We start from the raw sequence: 12,745 nt of genomic DNA, 5'->3' as shown, positions 1-12,745 counted from the left end.
CCCTAAAACGCTACGGTTTGGCAGCGCAAGTTGCACCATTTTTACTACCTAAGCAAGCGGGGCACGCACATATGCATGTACGTACGACGATTTTTGCCGGAAGGTTTTACGATGGCTCACCGTGGCTACTGTAACCTAATTAACGTCGCCAACTTCGTTTCGCTGCCTAATGTTTATCTAGTACGTAGTTTATCCCGCTCGATCATTGCCACGCCATCCTCAAATACACCGCACCTGCGCGCCCGCCCCCCCTGCCTTTCTGCTGCTGCTGGTGGGCCTGCTGCTGAGTAGCGCACTTCAGGCGCAGCGGCTGGATATGAAGGTGCTCGGCAAGCGCAAACTGATCGAAATTCCCTTCGATCTGGAGAATGACTTTATCGTCATCGCCGTATTGCTGAACGGCACGATGCCCCTGCGTTTCATCGTGGATACCGGAGCGGAAAATACGGTGCTGCTGGATCGCTCGATGACCGATGCCCTAGCAATAAGCTACCGCCGCACCTTCCAGGTGCGCGGGGCGGACGTCAATAACGAGCTCACCGCCCACCTGGCCACGGGGGTTGACCTGCGGCTGGCGAACCGACTGCTCGCCAGAAACCGGACCGTGCTGGTGCTGGAGGAAAACTACTTCAACTTCGAGCGCATCACCGGTACCAATATCCACGGGATTCTGGGGGGTGACTTTCTGATGCGCTTCATCGTAGAGCTGGACTTTCGACGGCAGGTGATGATACTGCATGACCCCGGCAAGTTCAGGGTCCGCAAGAGCTGGACGGAGGTGCCCACGACCTTCATCCGTAACCGGCCCTACCTGAACGTTGACATAGGCGTACTGGGTGACAGTGCCTCGGCCCGCCGACTGCTGATGGACACCGGGGCCGGCCTGAGCCTGCTGCTGCACACTTACCCGGAACGACTAAGCGGCGATCTACCCGAGCAGACCATACCGGCCACTATCGCTAACGGTCTGGGGGGTACCATGGAGGGCAACGTAGGCCGTAGCCGGGTCGTCGAAATTGGCAAGCGGCGCATGGACAACGTAGTGACCTACTTTCAGGAGGTCGATACTACTAACCTCAAGTTCCTCAACAAACGGGAGGGCATCCTCGGTAACCGAATTCTGAAGCGGTTCAACGTGATCATAGATTACGTGAACCGCCGGGTGTACATGAAATCGGTGGGCAAAGCGTACAAGCGCAAATTCACCTACGATCGATCCGGACTCACGCTGCTGGCCGGAGGTGCAAACCTGCGTAAATTCAGTGTAAGTCACGTCATTCCCGGTAGTCCGGCCGATCGGGCAGGGGTGCAGGTGCAGGATCGGTTGCGGGTCATCAATGGAGTGTCGACGGGCTTAATGAGTCTACAGTCCATCGTACGTAAGCTGGAGGGCAAGCCGGGTCGCCGCATCAAGCTACGTGTGTACCGGGCCGGGCGCCTACTGGATCTTACCTTCATTTTGGAGGATCTTATTTGAGAACAATGTTTCCCACCAACACCTTACAGCAGGGCATGAAACGATACCTATTCCTTACGGTCTTTACCGCCCTGACCGGACTGTTGTCCGCACAATTACTGGGTGACAAGCAGAGTGGTCTGGCCAGTTACTACTCTACCGAGTACGACGGGGCGGAGACCGCCTATGGCGCGGTGTACGACAAGACCGAACTGGTCGCCGCGCACAAAACCTATCCATATAATAGTACGGTGCGGGTACGTAACGAGGAAAACGGGCGTAGTGTAGTGGTACGCATCATCGACAAGGGTCCCTTCATCCGCGGAAGGATAGTAGAACTAAGCGAGCGCGCAGCCCAGGAACTGGGTATGCTCGGGGAGCGTACCGTGCCGGTAGAGCTGACCCTGCTTTCTACGCCAGACCAACGTCCGGCATCGAGCAGTGAACCGCCGCCGCAGGTGCAGATCCGCCCCGCCCCACCCCGGGCAGTATCTAGCCCGCCAGCGATTGCTGCCCCTGCCCCACCGGCATATGATCCCGCACCACGCGCAGACACCCCCACACCTTCCCCGCCACCCGCACGGGAGGAAACTTCGCCCCCTCCCCCTACCCCACCGAAGCAAACCGCTACCCCGACCGCTAAGCCAATCCGTAAACCGGCAGCAACGTTCGGGGCTGGAACCTATTCCATCTCGCTGGATAAACCGACAGCAGGTGGCTACGGGGTGCAGGTCGGCAGCTTTTCTACCCTGGAGTCCGCGCTAGACAAGGTCGTCGAATTGCAGGGACGCTACTTTGACGATGTGCTACTCGTCAAGTTAAGTCAGGGACCTACGGCTAGCTATAAGGTGGCGCTCGGCCCCTTCAGCGATCAGGACAGTGCGCAGCACTACGCCCGGGACCTGAAGCAACGCTACGGCATTAGCGGCTTCACCATTACGCTAGATCGACGTCCATAACACCCACTCCATGAAGTATTTACCCGGTTGGATTATTCTTTTCTGTTGTATCACGGCCTGCGTCCCCAAGGCCCAGTACGATACCCTAGTCACCGAACGCAACTACTACCGGACACAAAGCCTGGAAACCGATAGCATAGCCACCGTCCGCCTACGCACCGCGCGAGATAGCGCGACGGCGACAGGAGTCGTGCAGCGCAGTGAACTGCGGCAGATCGAAGATCTTACGGCAACGAACCTGGCGCTCAACACGCAACTGAGCGAAGTGCGTGCCGCCTACCGTGACCTACTGAAGCAGGAAGGGCAGCTGGGCTCTGCAGTCAGTGGCGATCAGGAAGTAGCGCAACAGTCCGCACTACTCAGTCAGCGTGAAGCTGCTCTAGAGCGCCGGGAACGCGAGCTGGATGCGATGTCTCAACAGCTGAATAGTCTGCCCCGTACCACACCGACTACCTACAATAGCAAGAATGCAACGGCAGCTGATCCTATGGCCCCGCTGCCCACCCGCGACCGGCTGGCGGAAGAACTGCGGCAGGTCCTTCTCGCCGCGGCGGACTCCAACTATGTGATCCGCCTGGATGCAGTGAATGCCGCACTACGCGTGACGCTGGGGGAGCAGCTTCTGTTTGAAGATGACCGACAACTGAGCCTATCCGGTCGGCAATTGTTGCGGCAGTTGGCGACTACCCTGCGGGCCTACCCAAAAAGTTACCTCACGGTGGTCGGCCACGCTGAAAGCGTAGACGGGGATGCCCGGCTAGCGTACCAGCACAGCACCGAGCGGGCCATTGCCGTAGTGACGCAGTTGCAGCAGTTTGGTCTGGACGCCGGTCGCATGGTGGCCGGCGGCACGGGCTTTTACGGTACTACCGCTGCGGAGGATCAGCTGCGCGGCGCCGGGGTGGACCGACGCACCGACCTACTGATCGTAGTCCGAGACTGAGCGCTGCCGGTAGCCCTCTACGAGTTGCACTACCCTCCCGTAGTTTAGTAATCCTTCGTGAATGCCCTGTGCCTTGAGGTATACGGTATAGGTTGCGTCACGCAGCACGGGTGCGATGTCGGTATAGAGCGCACCGTTGTCGTAGATGGCCTGGAGGTCGTTGCGTATGCCCGGGTCAAGCGATTCGGCCCGCCACTTCAGATAGGTTTCCGGCTCCGCGTAGCGTAGTAAGCCGGCTATGGTGCGCCAGTAGGCCAGTTCCAGCGTGTACTGGAGCAGGGGATCGTCCGATTCGGCGGCAGCCAAGTAGGCCCAGAACGAGCAACTCCCCTCGTCGCCAAAACCGTAGGCGTGACTTAGCTCGTGAGCCAGCACCGCCGGACGCTGTAGGGGGTGTAGTCCAGCGTCAATATTACCCTGCGCCGCCCAGGGCCAGTACACACCGGCCGTGCTCAGACGCAGCAGGATCCCCCGGGGATAGAGCTGCCACCCCCGGGGGCGACCCGGTGCATTGAAGCCGTGACGTTGCAGCGCACTAGCGACCAGTGGTCGAACGCTAGCCTCCAGATCGTCGGGGAATACTGATAGGTCAAGGGCAAAGGTATCTGAAGCGATATTACTTCGCAGTCCGGCTAACCGCTCCGCACCTGCGTATACACGCCCCCGTAGCTCGTTGACGTCCGGCTGGTACAGGCCAAATCCCAGTTGCTCCTCTACCGGTACGCGGCCGTAGTTGTACCCCCAGAGCCACAGGAATAGAAGTATCAGGGACAACACGGCGACGACCAGCCGGCTAAGCAAGCGACGTACGCCACGGAAATATCTCCACTGATAGACGAGCCAAGCTGATACTCCGAGCCAGAACACATAGAATAGGGGGATGGGCAGGAAGCCGACGGTGTAATCCAGCACCGCTCGCACACCTACGAAAACGCCGCGGCTGTAGTACGTCTCCAGGACCGCCGGGGGTAGGAACACACGGAGCAGCACACTCAGCACGGTCAGTAGCAAGAGCACATACAGTGTGCGGTATGAACGGCGGCGGGGTGGGTGTGAAGGTGGAGCGGGATGAGTCACTTGACGAGGGCGCGTGCGCGTAAACTCAACCAATCCGGAGAGGCCCGCGTTGGTTGGTCGTGCGATCTGCACAAACATAAAGTATACCACAATGGCATTTGAACTCACCGATAGCAATTTCGAGCAGGAGGTCCTCAACAAGAAGGGCATCGCACTGGTCGACTTCTGGGCCGAATGGTGTGGCCCCTGCAAAATGATCGGCCCCGTCGTCGAGGAACTCTCCAAGGACTACGACGGTAAGGCACTGGTCGCAAAGGTCGACGTAGACGAAAACTCGGAGCTGACGGCCCGCTACGGCGTACGTAGCATTCCTACCATTCTTATTCTGAAGGATGGCGAAGTAGTAGACAAGCACGTCGGCTATGCCACCAAGGAGGCACTCGCGCAGAAGATCGAAGCGCAGCTACAGGCGGCATAGTACGCCCAATAGTAGACAAAGCCCCAGTGCCAAGATGGCGCTGGGGCTTTTGTCGTTAGATGGATCAAGTCTAAATAAGGGGGTGTGGCAGCTCCATACGGCAACCTCCCGAGCCGTCTAGCGATTTACTAGTAGCTTTGCCTTCATTCTGCAAAATATAGTTCTAGCGCATGGCATCTAGCACCGCAAAACGTAGCGTATCCCGAGTTGGTTGGATGGGTAAGTTTTTGTCCAGTAGTATCGGACAGAAAGTTATCATGTCCCTCACCGGTCTGTTCCTAATCACCTTTCTGATCGTCCACTTGATCGGTAATCTTCAGCTCATTCTATCGCAGGATGAGGGGTACAGCTTCAACTCCTACGCCTACTTCATGACCAACAACCCGGTCATCAAGCTCACTTCTTACGGACTGTACGCCTTTATCCTGCTGCACGCCATTCAGGGTACGTATCTGTACATCCAGAATAAGAAGGCCCGGGGCAGCCAGGGCTATGCCGTGACCCGCTACCGCACGGCGGGGGAGAGTAAGAACTCCATCTATATGGGTTCCCTCGGCCTGGTCATTTTGGCTTTCATCATTGTCCACATGGTGCAGTTTTGGGCACAGATGCACTTCACCGATAACGTGGGTGCCTTTACCGCCGAGGGATATGAAGGAGCTAAAGATCTTTACGCCCTGGTCAGCAAGACCTACGAGAACATCTGGATCGTCCTGTTCTATGTGGCCTCCATGGTATTCATCGCCTTTCACCTGTGGCACGGCTTTCGGTCTGCCTTCCAGACGCTCGGCCTGAACCATAAGAAGTACACTCCATTCATCAAAGCACTGGGGTGGTCGTACGCCGTCCTCGTACCCTTTGGCTTTGCGGTGATTCCCGTCGTGATGTACCTGCGCCACCAAGGCATCCTATAACCTATCTACCTACTAACCCCTCCCCCATGCCGTTTCAGTCTAACGTCCCCCCCGGTGAGCTTTCCGATAAGTGGAAGCAGTACCGCTCGTCGATGCCCCTGGTCGCTCCGAACAACAAGCGTCGGTTAGAGGTGATCATCGTAGGTACCGGTCTGGCCGGTGGTGCCGCCGCCGCCACCTTCGGCGAGCTGGGGTACAATGTGAAGGTGTTCACCTTTCACGACAGCCCCCGCCGCGCACACTCGATCGCCGCCCAGGGTGGTATCAATGCCGCCAAGAACTACCAGAACGACGGAGACAGTGTCTACCGCTTGTTCTATGATACCATCAAGGGAGGTGACTACCGCAGCCGGGAGGCCAACGTACACCGCCTGGCGGAGGTCAGCGTCAATATCATCGACCAGGCCGTAGCCCAGGGCGTACCCTTCGCCCGCGATTACGGTGGACTACTCGCCAACCGCTCCTTCGGCGGCGTACAGGTGTCTCGTACCTTCTACGCACGGGGACAGACGGGGCAGCAGCTCCTACTCGGTGCCTATCAGTCCCTGTCCCGGCAGATCAGTCTGGGCAACGTGCAGTTGTTCAACCGCCACGAGATGGTCGATCTGGTCATGGAAGATGGCAAAGCGCGCGGCATCATCGCCCGCAACTTGCTCACCGGCGAGACCGAGCGGCACGCGGCCCACGCCGTGGTTCTTGGCACGGGTGGCTACGGTAACGTCTTCTACCTCTCGACCAATGCCATGAACTCCAACGGCTCCGCCGCCTGGCGGGCCGTCAAACAGGGTGCCTATATGGCCAACCCTTGCTTCACCCAGATCCACCCCACCTGTATCCCCGTCTCGGGAGAGTACCAGTCGAAGCTCACGCTCATGTCGGAGTCGTTGCGCAATGACGGCCGGGTATGGGTGCCCCGCAAGCAGGACGACGCAGCCGCCATCCGTGAGGGTAAGCGGACCGGCCTGGATATCGCCGAGGGCGACCGGGATTACTACCTCGAGCGCCGCTACCCGGCCTTCGGTAACCTGGTACCCCGCGACGTGGCCAGCCGCGCCGCCAAGACAGCCTGTGACGAAGGACTCGGTGTGAGCCCCACCGGACTAGCCGTATACCTCGACTTCGACGCCGCCATCGAGCGCTACGGAAAGTCACGTGCCCATAGCCTGAACGAGTACTCGGCTGACGACATGCGGATCCGCGAACTCGGTGTAGCCGTGATCGCCGAGAAGTATGGTAACCTCTTCGAGATGTACGAAAAGATCACCGGCGAAGACCCCTACGTCATGCCGATGAAGATCTACCCCGCCGTGCACTACACTATGGGCGGACTCTGGGTCGACTACAATCTCCAGACCAACATCCCCGGTCTGTTTGCCATCGGCGAGGCCAATTTCAGTGATCACGGGGCCAACCGACTCGGTGCCTCCGCCCTGATGCAGGGGCTAGCCGACGGATACTTCGTGCTCCCCTACACCATCGGCACCTTCCTCTCGCAGGAGATCCGCAACCCGATGGTCGATCCCGAAGGACCGGCCTTCAAGGATGCCGAAGCCAAAGCGCAGGCCCGGATCGAGAAGATCATGTCGATCAACGGTACGAAGTCTGCGGAGACCTTCCACCGTGAGCTGGGTAAGATCATGTGGGAATACTGTGGTATGGCCCGCAACGCCGAAGGCCTGCAAAAAGGCCGCCGCATGATCCGCGAGCTGCGGGACGAATTCTGGTCGAGCGTTTACGTGCCCGGCCGCATCAAGGAATACAATCCCGAACTGGAGAAGGCCCTGCGTGTAGCCGACTTCCTGGAGCTAGGTGAACTCATGATGCTCGACGCACTGGACCGCAACGAGAGCTGTGGCGGTCACTTCCGCGAGGAATATCAATCCGAAGAGGGTGAAGCACTGCGTCGGGACGACGAGTACGCCTACGTCAGCGCCTGGGAATGGGATGATAACGACCCTATTCTGCATAAGGAAGAACTGATTTTCGAAAACGTGGAACTGAAGACCAGGTCCTACAAATAATCCCGCCATGGAGAATATGAAATTGAAGCTAAAGGTCTGGCGACAGGGCGGTAAGTACACCAAGCCACAGTTCGTGACCTACGACCTGGACGGGGTAAGTGACCACATGTCCTTCCTGGAAATGCTCGACGTGCTAAACGAAAAGCTGATCAACCTGAAGGAAGACCCCATTGCCTTCGAGCACGACTGCCGGGAGGGAATCTGCGGCACCTGCTCGCTGGTCATCAACGGCTACCCCCACGGGCCCATGCAGCAGACCACCGCCTGCCAGCTTCACATGCGGCACTTCCGCGATGGAGAAACCATTACCATCGAACCCTGGCGTTCCCGCGCCTTCCCGATCGTAAAGGACCTGGTCGTCAACCGCGATGCCTTCGATCGCATCATCCAGGCCGGTGGCTATATCAGCGTGGATACCGGACAGGCACAGGATGGCAATGCCATTGCCATTGAAAAGGACCAGGCATCCCACGCCTTCGATGCGGCAACCTGCATCGGCTGTGGCGCCTGTGTGGCTGCCTGTCCTAACGCGAGCGCTATGTTATTTACGGCCGCCAAGGTCAGTCACCTCGCCCAGATTCCCCAGGGTAAGGTCGAGGCCGATAGCCGCGTTCAGCGCATGATAGCCCAGCACGACGCCGAAGGGTTCGGCAAGTGCAGCAACATCACGGCTTGTGAAGCGGAGTGCCCCAAAGCCATCTCCGTAGAGCACATTGCACGCCTCAACCGGCAGTATATCGCGTCCAGCTTGGGCAGCGAGAAGGTTGTCAGCTAGCCGTACGCCTGTGGTGGTGATATAGCTGCGGCAGGATAGCCAGAGCTGCACCTCCGATAAGCATTAAGAGGAGCCATCTTCGATCCGCTGGTCGCTCCCCCATATGTAAATACGTCACTGGGCTATGTAGGGCAATGCCCTGCGTAGCCCAGTTTGGTATACGGTCACCCACCCCCTTGGGCGTTTCAATAAAGCCACGGACCTCCTGATCGATCGCAGGGGGTGTCCCGTCATCAACGGCCACCCACGCTATGACTGAGACTGTTACCGGATTAGAGCGAACAGCCGCAGCAGACGTGCCGGAAGCAACCAGTGGATACATAAGTACTTGTTGCGATCCGCTTTGGACCGTCATGGGCAGAGCTCCTGGTTCAGCATCTGTGATCTGAACAAAATCGGCATCTCCTACCCCCGTAGTCGCTTCTGCCAGCGTAAGACTGCGCAATTTTTGGGTGCCGAACGTGCCAGTCAGCAACCCGTTACAGCCATTGATCATCAGCATGATGCCGGCAAATAGAAGTAGCAGTCTCAGCATGGGCGCAAGATAGCCTCAGCTACTGCACCTTGAAGTTGTACGAGATCCGCCCACACTGCTCGGCGGGGGCCAGGGCGTTAGCGGCAAACTTCCACTGTTTGGCATTCTTAATGGCCGCAGCGACCAGGCTAGGATCGGCCGTAGTACTACCGTTCTGGGTATAGTTGGCCTTCGTGATCTGTCCGTCTGGGTTCACGCAGACGTCTACTACCACCGTGCCGGACGATTGGGAGTTTTCCCGCACCGGGGGCGAGGCGAGTACGCCGCGTCCGCCCAGACCGCCACTTACACGTCCGCTTCCGGTAGATATACCGCTGAGTCGGTCGGCATTAGGATCTCCGTCTTCGACGCCTTGATTACCGGGCTTGCCGGTGTTACCGTTACCACTACCGGTACCAAAACTTCCGCCGAGTTGTCCCTTCAGGGCATCGGCCTCGGCCTGCCGTTTGCGTTCGGCCTCTGCTTCCGCGCGACGGGCGGCTTCGGCGGCATCCGCCTGTCGTTTGCGTTCGGCGGCTTCGGCTTGCTCGCGGCGGCGCTCGGCGTCCGCTTCCTCCTGCTGCCGGCGGCGTTCGGCCTGGCGGGCGGCTTCTTCCCGGGCTTTCTGTTTGCGCAGGGCGATGGCAGCGGGGTCTTCGGTCACTAAGACCTCCCGCTGCTTAGGCTTTGGCTCGGGTTCGGCACTGGTAGGTGGTGGGGGCGGGATCGCGGGTGCAATGGGTGGAGTAGGCTCCGGCACCGGATCAGGCTCAGGTGTGCTGGGAGCGGCGGCGTTTTCTTCTCCCTGTCCCATATCCACGAAGCCCAGATTCACTAGGATGCCGGGCTGACCGGGCGGAGGATTCTGGAAGGAAAAGATATTGGCGAGTAGTAGGAGGATCACGAGGACCAATCCTATGGTGGCGGCAATCTTACCGACCCGGTCGCCCCTGATTTCGCTTTCGCTGAGTACTGTGTTCATAGACGATCGTATGCGCTTGGGTAAGAAAACAGCTTCGCCGTTTAGTTTATTTTATGTTTCGCTGGCTAGCGGATGGGTCCCGCACCGTAGTTTCTGGCAGAGTAGAACAACCAGCCGATGAGGACGACTTGTATAATAAGACGAATCGTCGCATTGAGTTTACTCCCCATCAGCGGCCGGTCGCGCAGCAGATCGATAACGTGAAGGGGTAAAAAAACGAGCATCAGCCCCGCTGCAGCGTATAGGCCGGCCACCCGGGTAGCTGGTACCAGCATAGCGATACCAATCAGGATTTCCGCCCCACCGCCCGCGATATTCGCCAAATCCTTAGGGAACCAGGCGGGCATAAACGGGTGATAGAACTGCGGGTTAACGAAATGGTAAATTCCGGCACCGATAAGGATGAGCGCAAAACCGTAGGCGAGTAAGGACATGCGGCAAGTTAGTCCTTCACACCGATACGGTGGCCTATCCTGAGCTCGATCTGTACCTCGTCCACCCGGGTATCGAATGCATCACTGTTGTCCGCACTAGGAAGGTACGAAGCGCTGAGTGCGATGTAATTGCGGATGCCGTTCGCACCGACGGAGATACGTCCGCGTACGCGGGCACTCAGGCGCAGACGTTCCACCTCCCGCTCGGTACCCAAAGGATCAAATGCGATAAAGCGTATCTCCGGACCTGCAATAAGCAGTGGAGTAGCAAACCAGTACTTACCGAATATGAAGGTATAGGCGTAGCCCACACCGGTACCGATCTTAGTTTGACTGAAGCGATCAATTACCGAGGTACCGGCCTCCCGGAGCGGCAGTTCAAGGCTGTCTGCCTTTATCACCTGGCGAGCTACCGCCCCGCCGACCAACCAGGAACCGGCACTTCGCAGTTGACGGTTGCGCAGCCTAAAACTCGATCGCAGACTGAAGCGCTTAGAATTTAGAATCCGGAACCCAAACAGCAGGGCGTTAAGGAAGCGAATGTCTTCGCGAAATTCCGGCGCCCGATCGGGAGAGTCTCGCTCGAAGCCTATTGTACGGCGAACATTTGCGTTGAGGTAAAAGGTGTTGCGGTAAAACTGGATGTTGGCACCCAAGGATTTAGCATCTCCCAGCTCCGATCCTGTACCTAGGTCACTGATCGGAATGCTGAAGGTGTAACCGATCCAGCGGTACCTGCCGCCGATACGCAGGGCGAGCCCCCGATTCGTCAGCGTAAGCTCCTCGCGGTCGTTGACCGAAAAGACCGCCGAGTTGTCTCGGTAGCGTATGCCTCCGTTGATACGGGAACGTTCACCGAACGTTTCTACGAAGGTAGAGTCGAGCTGCGCGGATAGTACGGACGAACTAAGTATACATAGCACCAGCCACCAGCCAGCGGATCGCTGCCTATTTTCCACGTTGACCGTGCAGGTAGTCCATCGCCAAATTGGTGTACAATTGTACGCCATAGGTCAGTCCGTCCTCATCAATAACAAAGTCCGGTGTATGGTGGCCAGGGGCGGTAGCGGGATCCATAGCGGGCGACATGCCGCCTAGAAACAGAAATAGCGAAGGCACTTCCCTGGCGTAGAACGAAAAGTCTTCCGCTCCGGTGATTGGCCGCACCAAGTGTACGTTCTCCTCCCCCACCGTGGCCTGTACGGTAGGCAGCATGCGGGCCGTCATATCGGGATGGTTGTAGGTCACGGGATACCCATCATCAATACTGACCTCGGCGGTAGCGCCGCTGCTCCCGGCGATGGAGCTTGCGGTCTGCCGGATGCGTTCGAAGATCTCTTCTTTCATCCCCTCATCCAGCGTGCGGATCGTACCGATCAGGGTCACCTGTTCCGGAATGATGTTGCTCCGCACCCCACCTTCGATTTTGCCCACACTGATGACGGCTGGTTCCTTTGTTAGCTCGGTCTGCCGGGCTACGATCATTTGTAGTCCCACGACGATCTGTGCAGCGGCGGTGATCGGGTCTACCCCCGCCCAGGGTGTTGAGCCGTGGGCTTGCTTGCCGTGCACGTCGATGCGGAAGCTGTTGCTTGCCGCCATGGCTCCACCGGGCTTGTAGTTTACGTGGCCCACTGGGGTTTGCGAGTTAATGTGGATGCCAAAAGCTGCCTCGACGCCGTAGTCCGAGAGCACACCTTCCTTGACCATCAGTTCCGCACCCCCTTCTTCACCCTCCGGAGCGCCTTCCTCGGCGGGTTGGAACAGGAAAACAATAGTCCCGGGGATTGACTCCCGCCGGGCGGTCAACAGTTCGGCCGCTCCCATCAGCATCGCTACGTGGGTATCGTGACCGCAGGCGTGCATGACGCCGACTTCCTCCCCCCGGTATTCTCCCGTAGCCTTACTGGCGTAGGGCAGATCCGCCCGCTCGGTGACGGGTAGGGCATCGATATCCGCCCGCAGGGCCACTACCCCACCCGGCTTTCCGCCCCGCAGGACGCCAACAACGCCAGTGTGCGCAACGCCGGTATGCACCTCCATACCCAGCGTCTGCAAGTGGGCGGCAATGTATTTGCCGGTTTCCGTTTCGCGATTGCTGAGTTCAGGGTACTGGTGTACGTGCCGCCGCCATTCGACGACCTTGTCTTCGATGGATGCAGCGGATGCCGTAGTGGCCGCGTAGTCGGTTTGGCCAAGGGCCAACAGCGAGATACACAGGCAGCTAAAAAGTAGTGGGTAGCGCATAGATG

Annotated in this window: 12 protein-coding genes; 7 read left to right on the top strand and 5 right to left on the bottom strand. The window is 58.4% G+C overall.

Annotated elements, in window-relative coordinates; translation table 11 throughout:
* Window positions 1-205 precede the first annotated feature (205 nt).
* Genes MJQ68_RS07165 through MJQ68_RS07155 form a run of 3 tightly spaced genes read left to right on the top strand, consistent with a single transcriptional unit; the run spans window position 206 to window position 3,358 of the window.
* A complete protein-coding gene (locus MJQ68_RS07165; RefSeq protein WP_238750347.1) occupies window positions 206-1,477 on the top strand; it encodes an aspartyl protease family protein in 1,272 nt (423 codons plus the stop codon).
* Window positions 1,478-1,512: 35 nt separating this feature from the next.
* Window positions 1,513-2,415, top strand: a complete 903-nt coding sequence (locus tag MJQ68_RS07160) for a septal ring lytic transglycosylase RlpA family protein (RefSeq protein ID WP_238750346.1) — start codon at window positions 1,513-1,515, stop codon at window positions 2,413-2,415.
* 10 nt (window positions 2,416-2,425) lie between these two features.
* Entirely contained in the window at window positions 2,426-3,358 is a 933-nt protein-coding gene (locus MJQ68_RS07155) for an OmpA/MotB family protein (RefSeq protein ID WP_238750345.1), read from the top strand.
* Here MJQ68_RS07155 and MJQ68_RS07150 read toward each other — a convergent pair.
* Window positions 3,335-4,375: a DUF3810 family protein gene (locus MJQ68_RS07150; RefSeq protein ID WP_238750344.1), complete on the bottom strand. Its 1,041-nt coding sequence runs from the start codon at window positions 4,373-4,375 to the stop codon at window positions 3,335-3,337. The genes MJQ68_RS07155 and MJQ68_RS07150 overlap by 24 nt on opposite strands.
* A 151-nt stretch (window positions 4,376-4,526) precedes the next feature.
* Here MJQ68_RS07150 and trxA point away from each other — a divergent pair, with 151 nt between their 5' ends.
* From trxA to MJQ68_RS07130, 4 genes are all read left to right on the top strand, one after another.
* Window positions 4,527-4,853, top strand: coding sequence for a thioredoxin (trxA, locus tag MJQ68_RS07145; RefSeq protein ID WP_238750343.1), 327 nt, complete (start codon window positions 4,527-4,529; stop codon window positions 4,851-4,853).
* A gap of 215 nt (window positions 4,854-5,068) precedes the next feature.
* Window positions 5,069-5,767: a succinate dehydrogenase cytochrome b subunit gene (locus tag MJQ68_RS07140; protein WP_238750342.1), complete on the top strand. Its 699-nt coding sequence runs from the start codon at window positions 5,069-5,071 to the stop codon at window positions 5,765-5,767.
* 26 nt (window positions 5,768-5,793) lie between these two features.
* On the top strand, window positions 5,794-7,788 hold the full coding sequence (locus tag MJQ68_RS07135; RefSeq protein ID WP_238750341.1) for a fumarate reductase/succinate dehydrogenase flavoprotein subunit: 1,995 nt from the start codon (window positions 5,794-5,796) through the stop codon (window positions 7,786-7,788).
* 7 nt (window positions 7,789-7,795) lie between these two features.
* Window positions 7,796-8,563 carry a succinate dehydrogenase/fumarate reductase iron-sulfur subunit gene (locus MJQ68_RS07130; RefSeq protein WP_406612747.1) on the top strand — a complete coding sequence of 256 codons (768 nt, stop codon included), beginning with the start codon at window positions 7,796-7,798 and terminating at the stop codon, window positions 8,561-8,563.
* Between the two features lie 554 nt (window positions 8,564-9,117).
* On the opposite strand, the gene MJQ68_RS07125 is transcribed toward MJQ68_RS07130, so the two are convergent.
* From MJQ68_RS07125 to MJQ68_RS07110, 4 genes are all read right to left on the bottom strand, one after another.
* Complete coding sequence (locus MJQ68_RS07125; protein ID WP_238750339.1) at window positions 9,118-10,059, bottom strand: energy transducer TonB; 942 nt, start codon at window positions 10,057-10,059, stop codon at window positions 9,118-9,120.
* Window positions 10,060-10,124: 65 nt separating this feature from the next.
* Entirely contained in the window at window positions 10,125-10,493 is a 369-nt protein-coding gene (locus MJQ68_RS07120; RefSeq protein ID WP_238750338.1) for a DoxX family protein, read from the bottom strand.
* Window positions 10,494-10,501: 8 nt separating this feature from the next.
* Entirely contained in the window at window positions 10,502-11,416 is a 915-nt protein-coding gene (locus tag MJQ68_RS07115) for a DUF4421 family protein (RefSeq protein WP_238750337.1), read from the bottom strand.
* A 25-nt stretch (window positions 11,417-11,441) separates the two neighbouring features.
* The gene (locus MJQ68_RS07110; protein WP_238750336.1) at window positions 11,442-12,740 is read right to left on the bottom strand and encodes an amidohydrolase; all 1,299 of its coding nucleotides are present in this window, start codon (window positions 12,738-12,740) and stop codon (window positions 11,442-11,444) included.
* Window positions 12,741-12,745 lie beyond the last annotated feature (5 nt).

Source organism: Neolewinella maritima (assembly GCF_923081025.1).
In the GTDB taxonomy this organism is placed as follows: Bacteria; Bacteroidota; Bacteroidia; order Chitinophagales; family Saprospiraceae; genus Neolewinella; species Neolewinella maritima.
This window is presented reverse-complemented; position numbering and strand designations above follow the sequence as displayed.